This is a genomic window from Roseateles sp., assembly GCF_047654785.1.
GTDB lineage: Bacteria > Pseudomonadota > Gammaproteobacteria > Burkholderiales > Burkholderiaceae_C > Pelomonas.
This window is the reverse complement of sequence record NZ_JASGKQ010000003.1, coordinates 443520-465313: the sequence shown is the minus strand read 5'-3', so window position 1 is coordinate 465313 and position 21794 is coordinate 443520. Positions and strand designations below refer to the sequence as shown.

At 71.5% G+C, this 21794-nt stretch carries 23 protein-coding genes; 21 read left to right on the top strand and 2 right to left on the bottom strand.

Annotated elements, in window-relative coordinates:
- The first annotated feature begins 11 nt into the window (after nucleotides 1-11).
- Both gmd and fcl read left to right on the top strand, forming a co-directional pair.
- Nucleotides 12-1130: a GDP-mannose 4,6-dehydratase gene (gene gmd, locus QM788_RS11240; protein ID WP_415661573.1), complete on the top strand. Its 1119-nt coding sequence runs from the start codon at nucleotides 12-14 to the stop codon at nucleotides 1128-1130.
- A 2-nt stretch (nucleotides 1131-1132) separates the two neighbouring features.
- The gene (fcl, locus tag QM788_RS11235) at nucleotides 1133-2098 is read left to right on the top strand and encodes a GDP-L-fucose synthase (protein WP_415661572.1); all 966 of its coding nucleotides are present in this window, start codon (nucleotides 1133-1135) and stop codon (nucleotides 2096-2098) included.
- On the opposite strand, the gene QM788_RS11230 is transcribed toward fcl, so the two are convergent.
- A complete protein-coding gene (locus QM788_RS11230; RefSeq protein WP_415661571.1) occupies nucleotides 2086-3996 on the bottom strand; it encodes a UDP-N-acetylglucosamine-peptide N-acetylglucosaminyltransferase in 1911 nt (636 codons plus the stop codon). The two genes, fcl and QM788_RS11230, sit on opposite strands and share 13 nt — an antisense overlap.
- A gap of 284 nt (nucleotides 3997-4280) precedes the next feature.
- Between QM788_RS11230 and QM788_RS11225 the strand changes: the two genes are divergently transcribed.
- From QM788_RS11225 to QM788_RS11185, 9 genes are all read left to right on the top strand, one after another.
- Entirely contained in the window at nucleotides 4281-5129 is an 849-nt protein-coding gene (locus QM788_RS11225; protein WP_415661570.1) for a flagellin domain-containing protein, read from the top strand.
- Between the two features lie 202 nt (nucleotides 5130-5331).
- Nucleotides 5332-6183 (top strand): flagellin domain-containing protein, encoded by an 852-nt coding sequence (locus QM788_RS11220; RefSeq protein WP_415661569.1) that lies wholly within the window; start codon nucleotides 5332-5334, stop codon nucleotides 6181-6183.
- A gap of 190 nt (nucleotides 6184-6373) precedes the next feature.
- Nucleotides 6374-7243, top strand: coding sequence for a flagellin (locus QM788_RS11215; protein WP_415661568.1), 870 nt, complete (start codon nucleotides 6374-6376; stop codon nucleotides 7241-7243).
- A 117-nt stretch (nucleotides 7244-7360) separates the two neighbouring features.
- Nucleotides 7361-8806, top strand: coding sequence for a flagellar filament capping protein FliD (gene fliD, locus QM788_RS11210; RefSeq protein WP_415661567.1), 1446 nt, complete (start codon nucleotides 7361-7363; stop codon nucleotides 8804-8806).
- A 174-nt stretch (nucleotides 8807-8980) separates the two neighbouring features.
- On the top strand, nucleotides 8981-9427 hold the full coding sequence (gene fliS, locus QM788_RS11205) for a flagellar export chaperone FliS (RefSeq protein WP_415661566.1): 447 nt from the start codon (nucleotides 8981-8983) through the stop codon (nucleotides 9425-9427).
- Nucleotides 9428-9442: 15 nt separating this feature from the next.
- Nucleotides 9443-9742, top strand: a complete 300-nt coding sequence (locus QM788_RS11200; RefSeq protein ID WP_415661565.1) for a flagellar protein FliT — start codon at nucleotides 9443-9445, stop codon at nucleotides 9740-9742.
- Between the two features lie 32 nt (nucleotides 9743-9774).
- Nucleotides 9775-10521 (top strand): flagellar brake protein, encoded by a 747-nt coding sequence (locus QM788_RS11195; protein ID WP_415661564.1) that lies wholly within the window; start codon nucleotides 9775-9777, stop codon nucleotides 10519-10521.
- Nucleotides 10522-10594: 73 nt separating this feature from the next.
- Nucleotides 10595-11083 (top strand): Tfp pilus assembly protein FimT/FimU, encoded by a 489-nt coding sequence (locus QM788_RS11190; protein WP_415661563.1) that lies wholly within the window; start codon nucleotides 10595-10597, stop codon nucleotides 11081-11083.
- 81 nt (nucleotides 11084-11164) lie between these two features.
- A complete protein-coding gene (locus QM788_RS11185) occupies nucleotides 11165-11947 on the top strand; it encodes an SGNH/GDSL hydrolase family protein (RefSeq protein ID WP_415661562.1) in 783 nt (260 codons plus the stop codon).
- A 5-nt stretch (nucleotides 11948-11952) separates the two neighbouring features.
- On the opposite strand, the gene fliE is transcribed toward QM788_RS11185, so the two are convergent.
- Complete coding sequence (fliE, locus tag QM788_RS11180; RefSeq protein ID WP_415661561.1) at nucleotides 11953-12279, bottom strand: flagellar hook-basal body complex protein FliE; 327 nt, start codon at nucleotides 12277-12279, stop codon at nucleotides 11953-11955.
- Nucleotides 12280-12441: 162 nt separating this feature from the next.
- Between fliE and fliF the strand changes: the two genes are divergently transcribed.
- From fliF to QM788_RS11130, 10 genes are all read left to right on the top strand, one after another.
- Nucleotides 12442-14136, top strand: coding sequence for a flagellar basal-body MS-ring/collar protein FliF (fliF, locus tag QM788_RS11175; RefSeq protein WP_415661560.1), 1695 nt, complete (start codon nucleotides 12442-12444; stop codon nucleotides 14134-14136).
- Between the two features lie 13 nt (nucleotides 14137-14149).
- Entirely contained in the window at nucleotides 14150-15145 is a 996-nt protein-coding gene (gene fliG / locus QM788_RS11170; protein ID WP_415661559.1) for a flagellar motor switch protein FliG, read from the top strand.
- A 78-nt stretch (nucleotides 15146-15223) separates the two neighbouring features.
- Nucleotides 15224-16003, top strand: a complete 780-nt coding sequence (locus QM788_RS11165; RefSeq protein ID WP_415661558.1) for a FliH/SctL family protein — start codon at nucleotides 15224-15226, stop codon at nucleotides 16001-16003.
- A complete protein-coding gene (gene fliI / locus QM788_RS11160; protein WP_415661557.1) occupies nucleotides 15996-17420 on the top strand; it encodes a flagellar protein export ATPase FliI in 1425 nt (474 codons plus the stop codon). Before QM788_RS11165 ends, fliI begins: the two co-directional genes overlap by 8 nt.
- A gap of 43 nt (nucleotides 17421-17463) precedes the next feature.
- Nucleotides 17464-17919, top strand: coding sequence for a flagellar export protein FliJ (gene fliJ, locus QM788_RS11155; protein WP_415661556.1), 456 nt, complete (start codon nucleotides 17464-17466; stop codon nucleotides 17917-17919).
- Nucleotides 17920-17933: 14 nt separating this feature from the next.
- Nucleotides 17934-19130 (top strand): flagellar hook-length control protein FliK, encoded by a 1197-nt coding sequence (locus tag QM788_RS11150; RefSeq protein ID WP_415661555.1) that lies wholly within the window; start codon nucleotides 17934-17936, stop codon nucleotides 19128-19130.
- Between the two features lie 128 nt (nucleotides 19131-19258).
- Nucleotides 19259-19855 (top strand): flagellar basal body-associated protein FliL, encoded by a 597-nt coding sequence (gene fliL, locus QM788_RS11145; RefSeq protein WP_415661554.1) that lies wholly within the window; start codon nucleotides 19259-19261, stop codon nucleotides 19853-19855.
- A 13-nt stretch (nucleotides 19856-19868) separates the two neighbouring features.
- Nucleotides 19869-20873, top strand: coding sequence for a flagellar motor switch protein FliM (gene fliM / locus QM788_RS11140; protein WP_415661553.1), 1005 nt, complete (start codon nucleotides 19869-19871; stop codon nucleotides 20871-20873).
- Complete coding sequence (gene fliN, locus QM788_RS11135) at nucleotides 20863-21306, top strand: flagellar motor switch protein FliN (protein WP_415661552.1); 444 nt, start codon at nucleotides 20863-20865, stop codon at nucleotides 21304-21306. The genes fliM and fliN overlap by 11 nt, the downstream gene beginning before the upstream one ends.
- 150 nt (nucleotides 21307-21456) lie before the next feature.
- Entirely contained in the window at nucleotides 21457-21777 is a 321-nt protein-coding gene (locus QM788_RS11130) for a FliO/MopB family protein (protein ID WP_415661551.1), read from the top strand.
- The last annotated feature ends 17 nt before the right edge of the window (nucleotides 21778-21794 follow it).

Sequence of the window (21794 nt, the reverse complement as noted above, 5' to 3'; positions counted from 1 at the left end):
CCGCCCCGACGATGACGAAACGCGCCCTGATCACCGGCATCACCGGACAAGACGGCAGCTACCTGGCCGAGTTCCTGCTCGAACAGGGCTACGAGGTGCACGGCATCAAGCGTCGCGCATCGCTGTTCAACACGCAGCGGGTGGACCACATCTACGAAGACCCGCACGTGGAGCACCAGCGTTTCGCGCTGCACTACGGCGACCTGAGCGACAGCTCCAACCTGACGCGCATCCTGGCCCAGGTGAAGCCCGACGAGGTCTACAACCTCGGCGCACAGAGCCACGTCGCGGTGAGCTTCGAGTCGCCCGAGTACACGGCCGACGTGAACGCGCTGGGCACGCTGCGGCTGCTGGAGGCCATCCGCTTCCTGGGGCTGGAGAAGACGACCCGCTTCTACCAGGCCTCCACCTCCGAGCTGTACGGCCTGGTGCGGGAGACGCCGCAGACGGAAACCACGCCCTTCCACCCGCGCAGCCCCTACGCGGTGGCCAAGCTCTACGCCTACTGGATCACGGTGAACTACCGCGAGGCCTACGGCATGTACGCCTGCAACGGCATCCTCTTCAACCACGAGAGCCCGCGCCGCGGCGAAACCTTCGTCACGCGCAAGATCACGCGCGGGCTCGCCAACATCGCGCAGGGGCTGGAGCGCTGCCTCTACATGGGCAACCTCGACAGCCTGCGCGACTGGGGCCACGCCCGCGACTACGTGCGCATGCAATGGCTGATGCTGCAACAGCAGCAGCCGCAGGACTACGTGATCGCCACCGGCGTGCAGCACTCGGTGCGGGAGTTCATCCAGTGGAGCGCCGCCGAGCTGGGCGTGACGCTGCGCTTCGAGGGCCGCGGGGCGGACGAACGCGGCTTCGTCGCCGCCGTCACGGGCGACAAGGCGCCCGGCATGAAGGTGGGCGATTGCGTGGTCGCGGTCGACCCGGGCTACTTCCGCCCGGCGGAGGTGGACAGCCTGCTCGGCGACGCCAGCAAGGCCCGCCGGCAACTGGGCTGGACGCCCGAGATCGGCGTGCGCCAGATGTGTGCGGAGATGATCGCCACCGACCTCGAAGCCGCACGGCGCACCGCGCTGCTGCGCGCGCACGGGCATGCGGTCGCACTGAACCACGGCTGACCATGGCGCTGCACCTGCTGGACGCGCCCGTCTACGTCGCCGGCCACCGCGGCATGGTGGGGTCGGCCGTGATGCGCCGGCTGCAGGCGCTGGGCTGCCGCGAGCTCGTCACGGCCACGCATGCCGAGCTGGATCTGACCGACCAGGCCGCCGTCCGTGCCTTCTTCGCGCGCCACCGCATCGGCCACGTCGTGCTGGCCGCCGCCCGCGTCGGCGGCATCCACGCCAACGCCACCTACCCGGCCGACTTCATCTACGACAACCTGATGATCACGTGCAACCTCGTGCATGCGGCCCACCAGGCCGGCGTGCAGCGGCTGCTCTTCCTCGGATCCAGCTGCATCTACCCGCGCCTGGCGCCGCAGCCCCTGCGCGAGGAGGCGCTGCTCACCAGCCCGCTCGAAGCCACCAACGAGCCCTACGCCATCGCCAAGATCGCCGGCATCAAGCTGTGCGAAAGCTACAACCGCCAACACGGGCGCGACTACCGCAGCCTGATGCCCACCAACCTGTACGGCCCGGGCGACAACTTCCACCCGGAGAACTCGCACGTCATCCCGGCGCTGCTGCGGCGCTTCCACCAGGCCGTGCAGGCCAGGGCACCGGAAGTCGTCATCTGGGGCAGCGGCACGCCGCGCCGCGAGTTCCTGCACGTGGACGACCTGGCCGCCGCCTGCGTGCACGTGATGCAGTTGCCGCACGAGGCCTGGGCGGCGCACATGCAGCCCCAGTTCGGCCACGTCAACGTCGGCACCGGGGAGGACTGCAGCATCGCCGAACTGGCCCAGTCCATCGCCCGCATCACCGGCTATGCCGGCCGCCTGGCCTGGGATGCCGGCCGGCCCGACGGCACGCCGCGCAAGCTGCTGGACGTGTCACGCCTGGCCGGGCTGGGCTGGCGCGCGCAGATCCCGCTGGAAGACGGGCTGCGCGAAACCTACCGCTGGTTCACGGCTCACGCCGCCTGAAGCGCCTCGGGCGGCAGCCCGGCCTGGTGGCGTGTCCACATGCGCTCGTACAGCGCCTCCAGGTCGCGCGCGAAGCGCGGGCCGTCGAACAGCGGCGCCTCGTCGCGCGCCCGCAGGACGCGCTCGCGCAGCGACGCGCGGCGCGCGGGGTCGGCGGCCAGCGCGCTGGCCAGTTCGACGAAGTCCGGCACCGTGTCGCACACCAGCTCCGGCAGGCCCGCGGCACGCAGCAGGCTTTCGCTGACGCGGCTGGGGAAGCTGTGCCCGCGAACGGCCACCACCGGCACGCCGGACCACAGCGCATCGCTGGTCGTGGTGTGGCCGTTGTAGGGCCAGGTGTCCAGCGCCAGGTCGGCCGCGCCGAGGCGGCGCAGGTGGTCGGGCAGCGCGGCGCGCGGCATCACGACCAGCCGCTGCGGCGCCACGTCGCGCGCCTGCATCTCGCGGCGCAGCTCGGCGTCGGAGGCGTCGCCGCCGGTCAGCTGCCACAGCACGGCCTGCGGCACGCGGCGCATGACCGCCATCCACGCATCGAACACGGCCGGGTTGAGCTTGCCGACCTGGTTGGCGCTGAGCAGCACCAGCGCGTCCTCGGGCAGGCCCAGCTCGCGGCGCGGCGGCGGCGCGGCGCGGCTGCGCAGGCCGTCGTTGGGCTGGTAGCTGTGCGGCATCTGCGCGATCTTCTCGGTGTACCAGGGCGCGTCGGCCAGCGGCGTGACGACGGGGTCGCCGATGACGTAGTCGGCCTCGTCCATGCCGCAGGTGCCGGCGAAGCCCAGCCAGGCCACCTGCAGCGGTGCCGGCCGGTAGGCCAGCACCGGCGTGCGGCTGCCGGCCGTGTGGCCCTTCAGGTCCACCAGGATGTCCACCTCCAGCGCCCGGATGCGCCGCGCCATGTCGGGCAGGCTCAGCCGGCCCATCTCCTCGAAGCGCTCGCCCGCGCGCACCAGGCGCTGGCGCAGCTCGGAGCCGTCGGCGTCACCGTGGGACAGCAGGCTGACCTCGAAGCGCCCGCGGTCATGGCTTTCGAGCACCTGGGTGATCAGCGACGCGGTGGCGTGGCCATGGAAGTCGTTGGACAAATAGGCCACGTGCAGGCGCCGGCCCGCGGCCCGCGGCGCGGCGGACGGCAGCGGCTCGATGCCGCGGCACAGGTTCTGCGACGCGAACCGGGACACGGCCAGCAGCTGCGCCGAGGTGTGCGGCAGCAGCAGCGCGGCGAAGGGCGGCACGTAGCAGCTGGGCCGGCTGGCGCCGGCCAGCGCCGCGAAGAAGGCGCGGCTGCGCGTCTCGAAACCCTCCCAGCGGCAGGCCAGCTGCTCCATGTCGTTCATGTAGGCCAGCGCGCCGACGTGCTGCGGGTACAGCATGCACACGGTACGGAAGCACTCGGCCGCTTCCGCATGCATCTTCAGCGCGTAGAACGAGAAGCCCAGCTCCATGTGGGCGTCGGCGTCGTCCAGCTGCAGCGCGATGGCCCGCATCAGCGGCGCCACCGCCTCCTGCGGCCGGCCAAGCTTGTTGAGGGCCGTGCCCATCAGGCGCAGCAGCCGCGGCCGGGCGTCGCGCAGCGCGGGCGCGAGCCGCTCGGCCAGCGCCACGGCCTGGGCCGGATCGTGGGCGGCCAGTGCCGCGTCGACGGCGTCCTCGCAGGCCTCCTGGGCCAGGCCGTCGTTGCCGCCGGCATGCGTGAACGCCTGCTCCGCGGCGCGCAGCCAGTCCTGCGTGCGGTCGGCGCCGCGGCAGGCCCGGGCCAGCGTCTGCCACAGCACGGCGTCGCGCGGGCGCAGCCGCAGCACCTGCTTGAGCGGCGGGATGGCGTCGTGCCACTGCTGCTTGAGCAGCAGGGGGCGGGCGCGCTGGAGCAGTTTCAGGGCGGTCTGGTCGGCACTGGGCATGGCGGTGGCGGGCGCGGGTGCGCGATCGGCAGCGGTGCGTCGGACTGTAGGGCGCGCGTTCCCGGCCCATCGCCCGAATTGACCGGCGCCCGCACGGGACTTCCCGCGCCGCCCGCCCCATCGCCGGAACAGGCCGGTGCCCGCCCTTTTATTCAATAAATCACGCTCTTGACAAAACGCCCTCAAGAAGTGCCGGCCAGCGTCCGATAGCACAAGCAACGGGTCTGGCAACGGATTCGTGATCGACCCCCCAGCACCCAACCGTCTGAAAAGGAAGGCGCACCATGCCCCAGATCATCAACACCAATCTCCAGTCGCTGAACGCCCAACGCAACGCCTCGACCTCGCAGTCCTCGCTGGCCGTGTCGATGCAGCGCCTGTCCTCCGGCCTGCGCGTGAACTCCGCCAAGGATGACGCCGCCGGCCTGGCCATCTCCGAGCGGCTGAACGCCCAGGTGCGCGGCTCCAACGTCGCCATCCGCAACGCCAACGACGGCATCTCGCTGGCCCAGACCGCCGACGGCGCGCTGTCCAAGGTGACCGATTCGCTGCAGCGCATGCGTGAGCTCGCCGTCCAGGCCCGCAATGCCTCCAACACCGACGCCGACAAGGACTCGCTGAACAAGGAGTTCGGCGAACTGGCCAAGGAAATCAACCGCGTCATCGGCGGCACCACCTTCAACGGCAAGGCCATCCTGGCCGGCGACTCCGGCACCCAGACCTTCCAGGTCGGCGCCAACACCACCGCCAACGACCGCATCGACATCGCCACCACCAACATGTCGACCGATTCGTCCATCGCCCTCGTCACCACCGGCGCCAGCTCCTCCATCGGCGGCGCCGTCAACGGCACCGGCATCGACGCCGTCATCAACGGCATCGACGCCGCCCTGAACACCGTCAACGACCAGCGCGCCGTGCTCGGCGCCTCGCAGAACCGCTTCGACGCCGTCATCTCCAACCTGCAGGTCGCCGTCGAGAACCAGAGCGCCGCCAAGAGCCGCATCACCGATGCCGACTTCGCCTCCGAGACCGCCAACCTCAGCCGCGCCCAGATCCTGCAGCAGGCCGGCACCGCGATGATCGCCCAGGCCAACCAGCTGCCTTCGCAGGTGCTGTCGCTGCTGCGCTGATCCACCGCGCGCCGAACCGCACCGGGGCGCCCTGAAGCGCCCCGAACGCTCCGCAGCCTCCTGCGGGGCGTTTTCCATCGCGGAGCGTGAAGAATTCCCTCAAGCCGGGGCCGGGCCGGGACGATAAGCCTCTCAACGGGTTCGCGAAGCCATCGGGAACCACGTAGACCCAGACGCAGATCGTCAACGAAAGGAACCCGTCATGCCTCAAATCATCAACACCAACCTCCAGTCGCTGAACGCGCAGCGCAACACCTCGGCCTCGCAGTCCTCGCTGTCCGTGTCGATGCAGCGCCTGTCCTCCGGCCTGCGCGTGAACTCCGCCAAGGACGACGCCGCCGGCCTGGCCATCGCCGAGCGCATGAACGCCCAGGTGCGCGGCTCCAACGTCGCCATCCGCAACGCCAACGACGGCATCTCGCTGGCCCAGACCGCCGACGGCGCGCTGTCCAAGGTGACCGACTCGCTGCAGCGCATGCGTGAACTCGCCGTCCAGGCCCGCAACGCCACCAACACCGATGCCGACAAGGACTCGCTGAACAAGGAGTTCGGCGAACTGGCCAAGGAAATCAACCGCGTCATCGGCGGCACCACCTTCAACGGCAAGGCCATCCTGGCCGGCGACTCCGGCACCCAGACCTTCCAGGTCGGCGCCAACACCACCGCCAACGACCGCATCGACATCGCCACCACCAACATGTCGACCGACTCGTCCATCGCGCTCGTCACCACCGGCGCCAGCTCCTCGATCGGCGGCGCCGTCAACGGCACCGGCATCGACGCCGTCATCAACGGCATCGACGCCGCCCTGAACACCGTCAACGACCAGCGCGCCGTGCTCGGCGCCTCGCAGAACCGCTTCGATGCCGTGATCTCCAACCTGCAGGTCGCCGTCGAGAACCAGAGCGCCGCCAAGAGCCGCATCACCGATGCCGACTTCGCCTCCGAGACCGCCAACCTCAGCCGCGCCCAGATCCTGCAGCAGGCCGGCACCGCGATGATCGCCCAGGCCAACCAGCTGCCCCAGCAGGTGCTGTCGCTGCTGCGCGGCTGATCCCGGCGCCACCGCCCCCGTCCGCGCCGCGCCGCAGCCCTTCCGGGCCCGCGGCGCGGCGTTTTGTTTGGGCGTGGTTTCCCCGCTTGATCGGGCTTTAGGCGCCCGAGGCCCCTCGCAGAATTCGCTCCATACAGAGTCTGGCATCCCGCAACGCCGGCTCGCCGACCTGGCCCTCTAGGAGTGAGTGATGCCGCAGACCATCAACACCAATCTTCAGTCGCTGAACGCCCAGCGCAACCTGAACGCCTCGCAGTCCTCGCTGTCCGTGGCGATGCAGCGCCTGTCCTCCGGCCTGCGCGTGAACTCCGCCAAGGACGACGCCGCCGGCCTGGCCATCGCCGACCGCATGAACACCCAGGTGCGCGGCTCCAACGTCGCCATCCGCAACGCCAACGACGGCATCTCGCTGGCCCAGGTGGCCGACGGCGCGCTGTCCAAGGTGACCGACTCGCTGCAGCGCATGCGTGAGCTGGCCGTCCAGGCCCGCAACGCCACCAACACCGATGCCGACCGCGAGTCCCTGGACCAGGAATTCGGCGAACTGGCCAAGGAAATCCAGCGCGTGCTCTCGGGCACCACCTTCAACGGCAAGGCCATCCTGGCCGACGCGGCCGGCACGCAGACCTTCCAGGTCGGCGCCAACACCACCACCAACGATCGCATCGACATCGGCACGGCCAACATGGCGGCGGAGACCTCGATCACCGTCGTCTCCGGCACCAACAACACCGGCCTGGGCCGCGCCACCATCGGCAGCGCGGCGCTGGGCACCGCGATCGACCTGGTGATCGGCAACATCGACTCGGCCATCACCACCATCAGCGGCCAGCGCGCCGTGCTGGGCGCGGCGCAGAACCGCTTCGACGCCGTGATCTCCAACCTGCAGGTCGCCGTCGAGAACCAGAGCGCCGCGCGCAGCCGCATCATGGACGCCGACTTCGCGGCCGAGACCGCCGCCCTCAGCCGCGCCCAGATCCTGCAGCAGGCCGGCACCGCGATGGTCGCCCAGGCCAACCAGTTGCCGCAGCAGGTGCTGTCGCTGCTGCGGGGCGGTTGAGCCGGCTTCCGGCTTTTTGCCGGCGGCGGCGCCAAAAATTTCACACGCGGGGCCTAAAGTTCCCCGCCGCCCGGCCGATGTCCTGAGGGACTACCGGCCTTTTTACATTCGTCCGCCATGGCAACCATCTCATCAACCGGCATTGGCAGCGGCATCGACGTCGATTCGCTGATCAGCAAACTGATGTCGTTGCAGCAGCAGCCCATCAAGGACATCTCGAAAAAGAGCAGTGGCCTGGAGACCCAGTTGTCGGTCTACGGGCAGCTCAAGGGATCGCTGTCCACGCTGCGCGACGCGGCCGCCAAGCTGACGAATCCCGCCACCTGGAACAGCGTGAAGGCCACCTCGGCCGACGCCTCGGCCGTCAGCGTCGCCGCCTCCGGCACGCCGGCCGCCGGCAGCCTGAGCGTCGAGGTGGAGCGGCTGGCCTCGGCGCAGTCCATCGCCATGGGCACCAGCGCGGCCAGCGCCAACGCCACCCTCGGCTCGGGCACGCTGACCCTCCAGCTCGGCACCTGGGCCTACGACAGCGGCAACAACCCCACCGGCTTCTCCGCCAAGGCCGGCAGCGCGGCGGTCAGCATCGACATCGCCGCCAGCGACAAGCTCACCGACATCCGCGACAAGCTCAATGCCGCCAACGCCGGCGTGACCGCCTCCATCGTCCAGGACGCCAGCGGCGCGCGCCTGGCCATCACGTCCAAGAGCACCGGCGAGAGCAACGGCTTCAGCATCCAGGTCCAGCCCGACGGCAACGACACCGGCGGCCTGGCCCAGCTGGCCTACGACAGCGCCAGCCTGCCCAGCGGCATGGCGCTGTCGCTGCGCGCGGTGAACGCCCGCGCGATGGTCAACGGCCTGCCCATCAGCTCCGAGACCAACGCGCTGAACAACACCATCGACGGGCTCAACATCCTGCTGCTCAAGGTCACGCCGCCGGTGAGCCTGAGCATCGCGTCGGACACCGACGCCATCCGCAAGGCCATCAGCGACTTCACGAGCGCCTACAACGCCATCAACACGCTGGTGCGCACGCAGACCAAGTACGACGACGCCAGCAAGACGGCCGGCGCGCTGCAGGGCGACTCCACCGCCAACTCGCTGGCCTCGCAGCTGCGCAGCATCGTCGGCGGCGCGACCACGCTGGGCGGCAGCCTCAACCGGCTGGCCGACCTGGGCCTGGACCCGGGCAAGGACGGCAACCTCGGCGCCGCCGGCGCCAAGCTCGACAACGCGCTGAACGGCAAGATGGACGAGCTCAAGGCCTTCTTCATGGGCGTGGACAGCGCCAGCGGCGCCAACAGCGGCTTCGCCACCAAGCTGCGCGGCTTCGTGGACGGCGTGCTCGGCACCGACGGCAGCCTCTCCAACCGCAGCAAGGGCCTGCAGACCCAGATCGACCGCAACACCAAGCGCATCGACGAGCTGAGCAGCCGCAACGACTCCATGGAGAAGCGGCTGCGCGCCCAGTACTCCGCGCTCGACCTGACGATGAGCAAGTACAACGGCCTGAACACCTACCTGACGCAGCAGCTGTCGATGCTGAACAACCAGAGCAGCTGACGCCCGCGCGCCCAACGCACCCGCCAGCGGCGGCTCCCGACCCGGGGGCCGCCGTTTTCCATTGGGCGCCGGCAATTCGGCAGGTGGCGACCCGCCAATTCGACGCTTCAAGCGCTCAAGTCCCCGCCGCAGGCGCCGAAAACACAGGCAACACGACGCCACACCTGCACCCCCATGTACGGCACCACCTCCTCCCCCTTCGCAGCCCGCGGCGGCAGCGCCAACCTCTACGCCAAGGTCGGCCTGGAGACCGACGTGCTGGCGGCCAACCCGCACCGCCTGGTCTCGCTGCTGTTCGACGGCGCCAACGACGCGATGGGCCAGGCCATCCAGGCCATCCGCAACCGCGACGTCGAGCTCAAGACCCGCCAGCTGCAGCGCGCCGTGCGCATCTTCGACGAGGGCCTGCGCGCCGCGCTGGACCCCGCCGGCGGCCAGGTGGCGGCCGACCTGCGCGACCTCTACGCCTACATCTGCACGCGGCTGACCCAGGCCAACCTGCGCAGCGACGCCGCCGCCATCGAGGAATGCCGCCGCCTGCTCGCCCCCATCCAGGACGCCTGGCAGGGCATCGCCGGCTCCCCGGCCGCCGCCCCCGTCGCCGCGCAACGCGCCGCCTGACTCCCGGAGCACGCCATGAACACCCAGCTGATCAACTACTACGAAGCCATCGAACGCGCCAGCGCCGACATGCTGTCGGCCGCCCGCACCGGCAACTGGGATGAAGTCGTCAAGCTCGAAGGCGCCTGCGTGCTGCTGATCTCGCAGCTCAAGGCGGCCGCGCACGAGCGCTCGCTGGCCCCGGGCGAATCCAAGCTGAAGACGCGCCTCATGCAGCGCATCCTGCTGAACGACGCCGAGATCCGCCACCTCGCCGAGCCCTGGCTGGAAGACCTGGACCACCTGCTCCACGGCCAGCACCGCACCGTGCACTGAGCGCCGCCGCGGCCCGCGGCTACCATCCCCGCATGACCGCCCCAGAAGCCGCTCCCGAGGAATTCCGCGTCGCCGCCAGCGCCGAAATCGCCGCCTACCTGCAACAGCTGCAGCGCGAGAACGCGACCGTGCTGCTCAACGGCCCGCCCGGCCACAGCCTGACCTGCCGCATCGCCGCGCTGGACGCCGCGGCCGACGTGCTGGGGCTGGAACTGGGCCTCGACCCCGAGGGCGTCAGCCAGGCGCTGGTGGCCGGCGGCGAGATCACCGCCGTGGCCTACCTCGGCACCATCAAGCTGCAGTTCGAACTGGACGGCGCCGTGCTCGTCAGCGGCGAACAGGGCGCCGTGCTGCGCAGCCCGCTGCCGCAGCGGCTGTACCGCTTCCAGCGCCGCCAGGCCTTCCGCGTGCAGCCGGCCGGCAGCCTCTACCCGCGCGTCGCGCTGCCCGGCAGCGGCGGCCAGCCGGCCCGCGCGCTGCGCGTGCTGGACATCAGCATCGGCGGACTGGCCCTGGCGCTGCCGCCCGACGCCGAGCCGCTGCTGGCCCGGCTCCCGATCGGCCAGGCCACCCCCGGCCTGGTGCTGGAGCTGGACCGCATGACTTCGCTGGGCATCGCGCTGCTGCCGCACCACGCCAGCCCCGTCGCGGGCGACGCCGACGGCCTGCTGCAACTGGGCTGCGCCTTCGTCGACCTGGACGCCGCGGCCAGCCGCGCGCTGCAGATCTACGTGGACCAGACGCAGAAGCGCCGCCGGCTGCTGAAGCTCGATACATGAGCGCCGCGCCGGGCCGTCCCAAGCAAGCTCGCGCCCCCTCGGGGGGACAGGCCGCAGGCCGGAGGGGGCGCCAGTGAACCGCACCTGCGGCTTCACGCTGCTGGAGGCCGCCATCACGCTGGCGGTGATCGGCATCCTGCTGGCCGCCGCCGTGCCCAACTACAGCGACTACCTGGCCCGCCAGAAGTTGCGCCACGCGGCCGAGCTGCTGGAGCAGGACCTGCGCCGCGCCCGCACGCTGAGCATCGGTGACGGCCGCAACGTGCACGTCAGCTTCCACAGCGGCCCGCAGTGGTGCTGGGGTCTGAGTCGCCAGGCCGCCTGCGACTGCGCCACCGGCCAGCCGCGCTGCGAGCTCGGCGGCGTGTCGTCGCAGGACCACCCCCAGCTGCTGCTGCAGGCCGGCCAGGGCGTCACCTTCGAAGCCGGCAAGGGCAACGCCCTGGGCTGGACGCGCATCGGCCTGTCCAACACCCGCCACCAGCAGCTGCACGTGGACCTGAACCCGTTGGGCCGGCCGCAGATCTGCGGCAGCGACGCGCGGAAATCCGGCGGCTGCTGAACACCCCAGGCTTGGGGAGGCGGCCGGCGGCACGGCTCTGCAGAATTCCTCGCACCGCAGCCGCAACCCGAGGAGACGACCATGATCAAAGGCCCCGTGTGGAACGAGCAGGACCTGGCGCGACACAACGTCTTTCCCACCGTCCTCGCCATTGGCGACTCCTGGTTCTGGTACCTCAAGGGCAACCTGCCGCTCACGCTGCATCCCATCCTGAACCAGCGGCGCCAGCACATCATGCTGGTGCGCGGCGCCAACGGCGCCGAAGCCTCCGACTTCGTCACCGAGCCGATCTGGTCGCAGATGGCATGGGACCTGGACCGGACCCGGGGCTACGGGAACACCATCCAGGCCGTGTTCCTGTCCGGCGGCGGCAACGACCTCGCCGGACCGGACGACTTCGTGCCGCTGCTGCAGCCCGACTGCTCGTCAGCCACCCAGGCCCGGCAGTGTTTCCAGCCGGGCGAGCCGGCGGCGTTGTTCAGCAAGGTGACCACGGCCCTCGCGCGCGTCATCACCCTGGTTCAGCAGAAGATCCCCGGCACGCCGGTCTTCGTCCATGGCTACGACTACGCCAATCCCAATGGCCGGGGATTCCTGGGCCTGGGCCAGTGGCTGAAAGTGCCGATGGACCTCTGCGGGGTACCGGTGGCGCTGCACCAGGAGGTCGTCAACCACTGCATCGACGGCTATTGGCAGGAACTGCTGGCGCTGCGGGCCAGGTTTCCCGGCGTGCTGCACCTGGTGGACCTGCGCGGCACGCTGAAGCCGGCGGACTGGGCCAATGAGCTGCATCCCCGGCCCGCAGGCTTCAAGCGGCTGGCGCAACGCTGGCAGCCCGTCCTGCAGCAGGCCGGCATTGCCTGACCGGCTCAGACCTGCATGTTCATGATCTCGGAGTAGGCCGACACGAGCCGGTTGCGCACCTGCAGCGTCGCCTGGAAGCCGATCTGCGACTTCTGCATGGCGACCATGGTCTCCTCCAGGCTCACGGTCGGGTTGTCCAGCTGCAGCTCCCGCTGCAGCCGCGCCGTCTCCTGCTGCTGGGCGCTGACGCTCTTGAGCGCCTGCGCCATCGCGTCGCCGAAGCTGGCCCCGCCGGCGGCGGCCGGCTTGGCCGCCAGCGGCGTGCCGTTGACCGCCAGCCCCGCGCGGGCGGCGGCCTGGGCGAAGTCGAAGGGGCGCAGCTTCATGTCCATGGGGCCGCACTGTGGCAGCGGGCGGCGCCGGCAAAGCGCGGAGATGCACGGGCGCGGCCGGCTACTTCGGCGCTTTCCCGAGGGGGCCGGCACGAATAATTTGCGCCATCGCCGCACGTCCGGCCCCCGCTGCGCCTCCGCCTCCCGCCTCCGCCCGCTCCCATGGACAACGCCCTGACCGCTCCCGCCGCCGCTGCCCCGGCCCTGGTCGCCCCGGTGCCCGCCGCCGAACCCGGCTTCGTGCAGCGCCTGGGCGGCCTGCCGCTGCGCAGCAAGCTGTCGATGGGCGCCGGCCTGCTGGCGCTGGCCGGCGCGGTGCTGGCCGTCACGCTGTGGTCGGCCCAGGGCGACTACCGGCCGCTGTTCACCGGCCTGTCGGACAAGGACGGCGGCGCCGTCATCGCCCAGCTGTCGGCCCTGCAGGTGCCCTACAGGCACGAGGCCGGCGGCACCCTGCTCGTGCCGGCCGGCCAGGTCTACGAGCTGCGCATGAAGCTCGCCGCCCAGGGCCTGCCCAAGGGCGGCAACGGCAACGCGGTGGGCTTCGAGCTGATGGACAAGTCCTCCATCGGCCAGACGCAGTTCAACGAGCGGCTGAACTTCCAGCGCGCGCTGGAGGGCGAGCTGACGCGCACCATCACCGCGATGTCCGACGTGGCCGACGCGCGCGTGCACCTGGCCATCCCGCAGCAGAACGGCTTCTTCCGCGAGCAGCAGAAGCCCAGCGCCAGCGTCATGCTGACGCTGCGCGGCGGCCGCATGCTGGACCGCGCGCAGATCGCCGGCATCGTGCACCTGGTGTCGTCCAGCGTGCCGGAGCTGGCGCCCAAGGCCGTCAGCGTGCTGGACCAGACCGGCGCGCTGATCTCGCAGACCGGCGCCGACGCCGCCACCGGCCTGGACGGCCAGCAGCTGCAGTACAAGCAGCAGGTCGAGGCCGGCCTGAACAAGCGCATCTTCGAGCTGCTGGAGCCCGTCGTCGGCCGCGACAACCTGCGCTCCACCGTCACCGCCGACGTGGACTTCTCGCAGACCGAGGCCACCGCCGAGGAGTACCGCCCCAACCAGGGCCCGAACGCGCAGGCCACGGTGCGCTCCAGCCTGAACAACGAGTCCAGCACCGCCGGCAACCCGCTGCCCACCGGCGTGCCGGGCGCGGCCACCAACCAGCCGCCCGTGCCGGCCACCGCGCCGATCAACGGCGCCAGCGCGCCGCTGCAGGCCGCCCAGGGCGGCGCCGCGGGCGTCAACAGCCGCCGCGAGCAGTTCACCAACTACGAGGTCGACAAGACCGTGCGCGTCACGCGCGGCGCGGTCGGCAGCATCAAGCGGCTGAACGCCGCCATCGTCGTCAACCACCGCCCGGTGACCGACGCCAAGGGCAAGACCGCCCTCCAGCCCGTGCCGGCCGAGGAGGTGGAGCGCCTGACCGAGCTGGTCAAGGAGGCGATGGGCTTCAGCGCCGAGCGCGGCGACTCCGTCAAGGTCGTCAGCGCGCCCTTCGTGCAGGACAAGTCCGAGCCCGCCGACCTGCCGCTGTGGCAGCAGCCCTGGCTGGGCGAGCTGCTGCGCACCGCCGCGATGCCGTTCGCCTTCGTCGCCATCGCGCTGATCGCCGTGTTCGGCCTGATCCGCCCGGCCATCAAGGCCGCCGCGCCGCCCAAGCCGGAGGAAAAGCCGGACACGGTGGACGAGATCGTCGACGACGCCGAGCTGCTGCCCGCCACCGACGGCATGCCCAAGCTGGAAGCGCCGCTGCACAACGACAAGCTGGACCGGGCCCGCGCGATGGCGCGCGACAACCCCGTCGCCGTCGCCAACATCGTGCGCGACTGGATGGCGGGCCAGCCCACCTGACACGAGAGCCGACATGGACGACAAGGGCACCGAGAGCGCCGCCATCCTGCTGATGTCGCTGGGCGAGGAAGAGGCCAGCGAGGTCTTCAAGCACCTGGCGCCCAAGGAAGTGCAGGCGCTGGGCGAGACCATCGCCAAGCTCAAGGTGATCAAGCGCGCGCAGGTCGAGGAGGTGCTGGACAAGTTCGACGCGGTGGCCGACACGCAGAGCACGCTGGTCACCGACACCGACGAGTACGTGCGCGCCGTGCTGCGCAAGGCGCTGGGCGAGGACAAGGCCAACCTGCTGCTGGACCGCATCCTGCAGGGCAGCGACGTGTCCTCGATCGAGAGCCTGAAGTGGATGGACCCCTCCAGCGTGGCCGAGCTGCTGCGCAACGAGCACCCGCAGATCATCGCCGCCATCCTGTCGCACCTGGACTTCGACCAGACCAGCTCGGTGCTGAAGCTGTTCAGCGAGCGCGGCCGCAACGAGGTGCTGATCCGCATCGCCACGCTGGACGGCATCCAGCCGCAGGCGCTGAAGGACCTCAACGAGGTCATGAGCCAGCTGCTGGCCGGCGGCGAGCGCATGAAGAAGAGCTCCCTCGGCGGCGCCAAGACGGCGGCCGAGATCATCAACATGATGGGCTCCAGCGTCGAGGCCTCGGCGCTGGACTACATCCGCGAGGCCGACTCCGACCTCGCACAGCGCATCATGGACAACATGTTCACCTTCGACGACGTGAACAAGATCGACGACAAGGGCATCCAGGCCATCCTCAAGGAAGTGCAGAGCGAGAGCCTCATCGTCGCGCTCAAGGGCTCCAGCCCGGAGCTGCGCGAGAAGGTGTTCCGCAACATGTCCACCCGCGCCGCCGAGACGCTGCGCGAGGACCTGGAAAGCCGCGGCCCGGTGCGGGTGTCGGAGGTGGAGGCCGAGCAGAAGGAAATGCTCAAGGTCGTGCGCCGCCTCGTCGACGAGGGCCAGATCGTGCTGGCCGGCGGCGGCGACGACCAGTTCGTCTAGGCATGAGGCCCCTCGTCCAGCGGGCACGTTGGCCGGTCTTGCGGACCGCGCAGCGAGAAGCGCCACGGAGCAATTGAAATGGTCAACCGACAGCCTCCCCGGCAGGTGCCGCCGCCCGAGCGCCGCGAAGGCGAGCGGCGCAGCAACTACGCCCGCTTCATCCCCGGCGAGGAGCTGCAGGGCGCCCGCGCCTGGAACCTGGACAACCTCGGCGGCGCCGCGCCGCCGCCCACCTACACCACCAGCCGGCCGCCGCCGCCCGCGGCCGCGCCGGCGGAGCCACCTTCGCCCCCGCCCGAGCCCGAACCCGACCTGCACGAGCAGCTGCACGCCGCGCGCCAGGGCGGCTACCAGGACGGCTACCGCGACGGCATGGCCGCGCTGGAGGCCTTCAAGCACAGCTTCGCGCAGCAGATCAGCGCCCAGGTCGGCACGCTGGTACAGGGCTTCGACGCCGAGCTGCGCGGGCTGGAGGGCGAGATGGCCGCGTCCCTCGCGCGCATCGCCGTCGAGCTGGCCCGCCAGGTGGTGCGCAGCGAACTGGCTCAGCGGCCCGAGCTCGTCGCCCGCGTGGCGCACGACGCCGTCGAGGCGCTGCAGCTCTCCGCCCGCCACGTGCGCGTGCGCGTCCACCCCGACGACCACCCGCTGGTGCTGGCCGGCGCCGGCAGCGAGCTGCAGGCCCGCGAGGCCCAGCTCGTGCCCGACGCCACGGTCGCCCGCGGCGGCGTGCAGGTGGAGGCCGACATCGCCAGCGTCGACGCCAGCATCGCCACGCGCTGGCAGCAGGCCGCCGCCGCCATCGGCCAGGCCGCCATCTGGGAAGACCGGCGCGGCGCGGAGGGCGGCGGTGACTGAGCGCCAGCAGCGCTGGCGGCGCTACCTGTCCGACCTGGAGACCCTGGCCGCGCTGCCCGCGCCGCTGGAGTCCCAGGGCAAGCTGGTGCGCGTGGCCGGCCTGGTGCTGGAGGCCACCGGCATCCGCGTGCCGCTGGGCTCGGTGTGCCGCATCCAGATGCCCAGCAGCGGCCACGCGCCGCGCCGCGGCATGGCGCCGGTGAACGCCGAGGTCGTCGGCTTCTCGGGCGACCGCGCCTACCTGATGCCCACCGACGAGGTGCAAGGCCTGTCCAGCGGCGCCACCGTCACGCCGCGCCAGCTGCCGCAGGCCGCGCCGCAGCTGGGCCAGCCGTTGCACCCGTGGCGCCGCAACGAGGACCGCAGCCTGCACCTGCCCATGGGCGACGGGCTGCTGGGCCGCGTGGTGGACCCGCACGGCCACCCGCTGGACCGCGGCGGCCCGCTGGGCGCCGTGGACAACGAGCCCATGGTGCGCCGCGCCATCAACGCGATGGACCGCGACCCCGTGCGCACCCCGCTGGACACCGGCGTGCGCGCGATCAACGCGCTGCTGACCGTCGGCCGCGGCCAGCGCCTGGGGCTGTTCGCCGGCACCGGCGTCGGCAAGTCCGTGCTGCTGGGCATGATGGCGCGCTACACGCAGGCCGACGTCATCGTCGTCGGCCTGATCGGCGAGCGCGGCCGCGAGGTCAAGGAATTCATCGAGGACATCCTCGGCGAAGCGGGCCTGAAGCGCAGCGTCGTCGTCGCCGCGCCGGCCGACGCGCCGCCGCTGATGCGCATGCAGGGCGCCCACTACGCGACCGCCATCGCCGAGCACTTCCGCGACCAGGGCCGCCACGTGCTGCTGCTGATGGACTCGCTGACCCGCTACGCGATGGCGCAGCGCGAGATCGCGCTGGCCATCGGCGAGCCGCCGGCCACCAAGGGCTACCCGCCGAGCTGCTTCGCCAAGCTGCCGCAGCTGGTGGAGCGCAGCGGCAACGGCCTGCCCGGCGAGGGCTCGATCACCGCCTTCTACACCGTGCTGACCGAGGGCGACGACCCGCAGGACCCGATCGCCGACTCGGCGCGCGGCATCCTGGACGGGCACATCGTGCTGTCGCGCGAACTGGCCGAGTCCGGCCACTACCCGGCCATCGACGTCGAGCGCAGCATCTCGCGGGTGATGACCAGTGTTGCGCCGCAAAACCAGGTCGATTCCGCGCGCCGCTTCCGCCAGCTTCTGGCGAAATACAACAAGGCCCGCGACCTGATCCAGCTCGGCGCCTACGCCCCGGGCGCCGACCCCGAGCTGGACCTGGCCGTGCGCCTGCACGCCGACATGACGCGGCTGCTGCAGCAGGACATGCACAGCCCGGCACTTCTTCACGCCAGCGTCAGCCAGCTGCAGGCCGTGGTCCAGGGCGCCTGACTACGCTCGGCCACTGGCCGCCACCGTCCGCCGGAGTTGTTGAATGCTTACATCTGCCCCAGACACGCTGACCCTGCTGCTGCAACGCGCCGAGGACGAGCGCGACGCCGCCGCGCAGCTGCTGCACGGCGCCCGCGCGCAGGCCGACGCCGCGCGCACCCAGCACGGCCAGCTCACCGGCTACCGCCAGGACTACCAGCAGCGCTGGACGCAGACCTTCACCCAGACCGCAACCATGGACATCGTCGGCTGCTATCGCAGCTTCGGCCAGCGGCTGGACCAGGCCATCGACGCCCAGGGCCGCGCGGCCGACCACGCCGACCAGCGCCAGGCGCGCGCCCGCGACGCGCTGCGCGAGGCCGAGCTGCGCGTGACGGCGCTGCGCCAGCTCATCCAGCGCCGCCAGGCCGAGGCCGACAAGATCACCCAGCGCCGCGAGCAGCGCGCCAGCGACGAGTTCGCCGCCCGCGCCCACCTGCGCCGCACGGCCCACGCCTGACCCCGCCCACCGCCATGCTCCGCAGCGCCCCGACCGTCGCCCCCAAGCCGCCCGTCCCGTCCCCCGCGCCGCCGCCGCCCGCGGCCGGCGGCGGCGCCGACGGCCCCAGCTTCGCCCAGTTCCTGACCCCGCCCGCCGCGCCGCCCGCGCCCCCCCGCGCGCCCCAGGCCGCCACGCCCGCAGCGCCCGCAGCGCAGTCCCCCGACAGCGCCGCCGGCCTCGCCCGCCGCCACGCGCAGCAGGCCCGGCCCGCGACCCCGCAGCGCGCGCCGGAGGCCCATCCCCGGCCCGGCACCCCGTCCGACGCCAGGGCGCCCGCCGCCGACGCGCCGGAAGCCGGCGCCACGGCCGACGCCGCCACCACCGCCACTGCCACCACCACCGGGGACGACGAGGACCGCGCCGAGACGCCCGAGCTGAAGGAATTCACGCAGCTCATCGGCCTGGCCCCGGCCGACCCCGCCGCGGCCGACGCGCGCCGCAGCGCCCTGCCCGCCGGCCGCAGCGCCGCCGAGGCCGGCGATGACGCCGCCGCGCCGGGCACCGCCGCCACGGGCACCCCCGGCGCATCCGCCAGGGCCCAGGCCGGCGCCGCCCTGCCCCGCCCCGAGGCCAAGGACGCGCTGGCCGACGCGGCCGCCGAGCGGGCCCAGGCCACCGAGCCGCAACCGGCCGCCGCCGCCCCGGCGCCCACGGCGCCGGCCAACTTCGCCACCGTGCTGGCCCAGGCGCCGCCGCCCGCCGGCCCGGCCCCGGGCAGCGCCGCCGCCGCGCCGGCCCAGGCCACGCTGCATGCGCCGCTGCACGGCAACGGCTTCGCGCCGGAGCTGGGCGCCCGCGTCAGCCTGATGGCGGTGGGCGGCGTCCAGCAGGCCGAGCTGCAGCTCAACCCGGCCGACATGGGGCCGGTGTCGGTGCAGATCGTCGTCGACGGCGGGCAGGCGCAGGTGTCCTTCCATGCCGCGCAGGCCGAGACCCGCGAGGCGCTGGCGCAGAGCCTGCCCGACCTCGCCGCCGCGCTGCAGGGCCAGGGCCTGACGCTGTCCGGCGGCGGCGTGTTCCAGCAGGCGCCGCGCGACGCGGACCACCCGCCAGGCACGGCCGCCGGCCCGCATGCGGGCGGCACCGGCGGCGAGCCCGCAGAGACCGCGGGCACCGCCCCGGCCGCGCCGCCGCGCCGCGCCGTCGGCCTGCTCGACGCGTTCGCCTGAAGCAGGACGCGGGAAGCGGGAATAGCCCCGTCCGGCCGCGCCTAATCGAGGCTTGACGCGCAAGCCCGACGCCAATAATCCAGCGCAACAGGTGCCCACCGCGTGGGCGTGACGTTCAAGGAGTTCCCATGGCCAATGCGCCGGCTGCCGAACAGGCCGCGCCCAAGGGGGGCGGCGGCAAGAAGCTCATCATCATCCTGGCCGCCGTGCTGGTGCTGGTGCTGGCCGGCGGCGCCGCGGCCTTGATGCTGCTGAAGAAGCCCGCCGACGAGGACGAGGACGGCGAGGTCGCCCAGACCCACGCGCCCAAGCCCAAGGCCAAGCCCAAGAACACCCAGCCGCCCACCTTCGTGCCGCTGGACCCGTTCACGGTCAACCTGGCCGACAAGGACGTGGACCGCTTCGCGCAGGTCGGCGTCACGCTGGAGGTCGACGACCCGCAGTTCGCCGAGCAGCTCAAGGCCTACATGCCGGCGGTGCGCTCCAACGTGCTGATGGTGCTGTCGCACAAGACCGCCGTCGAGCTGCTGACCCGCGAGGGCAAGGAGAAGCTGGCGCGCGACATCATGCGCGAGGCCGTGCGACCCATGGGCATCGAGCTGGACGACGAGGACGAGGACCTCCCCGCCGACGACGCCGCGCCCCGCAAGAAGAAAAAGAAGCGCCGGGCGGCCGTCGAGAGCCCGATCACGCAGGTGCTGTTCTCCAACTTCATCGTCCAGTGACGGCGGACCCGCCATGAACCAGCAGATCCTTTCCCAGGACGAGGTCGATGCGCTGCTGCAGGGCATCACCGGCGAGAGCCAGAAGCTCGAGGCCGAGGAGGAGCAGGTCGGCGGCATCCGCGAGTACAACCTCGCCAGCCAGGAACGCATCGTCCGTGGGCGCATGCCCACGATGGAGATCATCAACGAGCGGTTCGCGCGCAACATCCGCGTCGGGCTGTTCAACTTCATCCGCAAGAGCCCCGAGGTCGCCATCGGCGGCATCAAGGTGCAGAAATACAGCGCCTTCCTGCGCGAGATCGTCGTCCCGACCAACTTCAACATCGTCTCGGTCAAGCCGCTGCGCGGCAGCGGGCTGATCGTCTGCGACCCGACGCTGGTGTTCGCCGTCATCGACTCGCTGTTCGGCGGCATCGGCAAGTTCCACACCCGCATCGAGGGCCGCGACTTCTCGCCCACCGAGCAGCGCGTCATCACGCGCGTCGTCGAGGTCATCACGACCGAGTACGCCAAGGCCTGGAAGGGCATCTACCCGCTGGAGCTGGAATACCAGCGCTCGGAGATGCAGCCGCAGTTCGCCAACATCGCCACGCCCAGCGAGATCGTCGTGTCCACGTCGTTCACGCTGGAGATCGGCGAGACCAGCGGCACCATCTACTTCTGCATCCCGTACTCGACGCTGGAGCCCATCCGCGACGTGCTGTACTCCACGACGGTCGGCGACTCCGCCGAGCCCGACCGCCGCTGGATCAACCTGATGAAGACGCAGATCCAGGCCGCCGAGGTGGAGCTGGTGGCCGAGCTGGGCACCGCGCCCGCGACGGTGGAGCAGCTGCTGGCCTTCAAGCCGGGCGACTTCATCGAGCTGGACCTGGCGCCGCTGATCCAGACCAAGGTGGACGGCGTGCCGGTCTTCGAATGCCACTACGGCACCTCCAACGGCAAGTACGCCCTCAAGATCGACAAGATGCTGACCGGCTCTCAAGAGAGCTGGCTGGGAGCCAAACATGAGTCCTGATTCACCCAGCCAAGACGAACAAGACGCGATGGCGGCCGAATGGGCCGCGGCGCTGGCCGAGGCCGCGCCCGCGCCGGCCGCCGCCACCGAAGTGCTGGCCGAGCCGGAGCAGGTGTCCACGCCCAGCTTCGCGAACTTCACGCCGACGCCCGGCGCCGGCCCCGGCAACGACATCAACATGATCCTGGACATCCCCGTCCAGCTGACCGTCGAACTGGGCCGCACGCGCATCCCGATCAAGAACATCCTGCAGCTCGCGCAGGGCTCGGTCGTGGAGCTGGACGCGCTGGCCGGCGAGCCCATGGACGTGCTGGTCAACGGCTACCTGATCGCCCAGGGCGAGGTGGTGGTGGTGAACGACAAGTTCGGCATCCGGCTGACCGACATCGTCACGCCGTCGGAGCGGATGCGGCGGCTGTCCAAGGCGGCCTGACCCCCCGCCCCCCCTACCGGCTTCGCCGTGCCAAGGAGAGCGCCGCACCCGTGGCGGCGGCGGTCGGTGTGGCGTTCGGTGGACAAGGGGCGGATTGCCGCGCCAATTGGGGGGTTCGGAGGACCGGGTCCGTCTGCAGAATGCCGACGCATGAATGCTTCCGGCCTGCTCCCCTTCCTCTGGTTCCTCGCCATCGTCGCGCTGATCCCGGTCGCGCTGTGGCTGCTCAAGCGCACGCCGATGGGCGGGGCGGCCGCGAGCGGCGTGCTGCGCGTGGTGGCGCAGCTGCCCACCGGGACCCAGCAGCGCCTGCTCGTCGTCGAGGTGGGCCAGGGCGACGACCGCCGCTGGCTGGTGCTGGGCGCCACCGCGCAGAGCATCACGACGCTGCACGTGATGCCGCCGCAGGCCGAGCCGGTCGCGGCGCCCGCCTTTGCGAAGCTGCTCAACAAGGAGCGCGGCAATGCCTGAGCTGGCGCCCCCCGCCC

Coding starts and splice junctions, on each gene's coding strand:
- fliN (WP_415661552.1), top strand. CDS start 20,863: ATGAGTCCTGATTCACCCAGCCAAGACGAACAAGACGCGATGGCGGCC.
- QM788_RS11150 (WP_415661555.1), top strand. CDS start 17,934: ATGCTCCGCAGCGCCCCGACCGTCGCCCCCAAGCCGCCCGTCCCGTCC.
- fliS (WP_415661566.1), top strand. CDS start 8,981: ATGTACGGCACCACCTCCTCCCCCTTCGCAGCCCGCGGCGGCAGCGCC.
- QM788_RS11200 (WP_415661565.1), top strand. CDS start 9,443: ATGAACACCCAGCTGATCAACTACTACGAAGCCATCGAACGCGCCAGC.
- QM788_RS11165 (WP_415661558.1), top strand. CDS start 15,224: ATGGTCAACCGACAGCCTCCCCGGCAGGTGCCGCCGCCCGAGCGCCGC.
- QM788_RS11225 (WP_415661570.1), top strand. CDS start 4,281: ATGCCCCAGATCATCAACACCAATCTCCAGTCGCTGAACGCCCAACGC.
- fliF (WP_415661560.1), top strand. CDS start 12,442: ATGGACAACGCCCTGACCGCTCCCGCCGCCGCTGCCCCGGCCCTGGTC.
- QM788_RS11185 (WP_415661562.1), top strand. CDS start 11,165: ATGATCAAAGGCCCCGTGTGGAACGAGCAGGACCTGGCGCGACACAAC.
- fliL (WP_415661554.1), top strand. CDS start 19,259: ATGGCCAATGCGCCGGCTGCCGAACAGGCCGCGCCCAAGGGGGGCGGC.
- fliJ (WP_415661556.1), top strand. CDS start 17,464: ATGCTTACATCTGCCCCAGACACGCTGACCCTGCTGCTGCAACGCGCC.
- QM788_RS11195 (WP_415661564.1), top strand. CDS start 9,775: ATGACCGCCCCAGAAGCCGCTCCCGAGGAATTCCGCGTCGCCGCCAGC.
- QM788_RS11220 (WP_415661569.1), top strand. CDS start 5,332: ATGCCTCAAATCATCAACACCAACCTCCAGTCGCTGAACGCGCAGCGC.
- QM788_RS11215 (WP_415661568.1), top strand. CDS start 6,374: ATGCCGCAGACCATCAACACCAATCTTCAGTCGCTGAACGCCCAGCGC.
- fliG (WP_415661559.1), top strand. CDS start 14,150: ATGGACGACAAGGGCACCGAGAGCGCCGCCATCCTGCTGATGTCGCTG.
- QM788_RS11230 (WP_415661571.1), bottom strand. CDS start 3,996: ATGCCCAGTGCCGACCAGACCGCCCTGAAACTGCTCCAGCGCGCCCGC.
- fliE (WP_415661561.1), bottom strand. CDS start 12,279: ATGGACATGAAGCTGCGCCCCTTCGACTTCGCCCAGGCCGCCGCCCGC.
- fliD (WP_415661567.1), top strand. CDS start 7,361: ATGGCAACCATCTCATCAACCGGCATTGGCAGCGGCATCGACGTCGAT.
- fcl (WP_415661572.1), top strand. CDS start 1,133: ATGGCGCTGCACCTGCTGGACGCGCCCGTCTACGTCGCCGGCCACCGC.
- fliM (WP_415661553.1), top strand. CDS start 19,869: ATGAACCAGCAGATCCTTTCCCAGGACGAGGTCGATGCGCTGCTGCAG.
- gmd (WP_415661573.1), top strand. CDS start 12: ATGACGAAACGCGCCCTGATCACCGGCATCACCGGACAAGACGGCAGC.
- QM788_RS11130 (WP_415661551.1), top strand. CDS start 21,457: ATGAATGCTTCCGGCCTGCTCCCCTTCCTCTGGTTCCTCGCCATCGTC.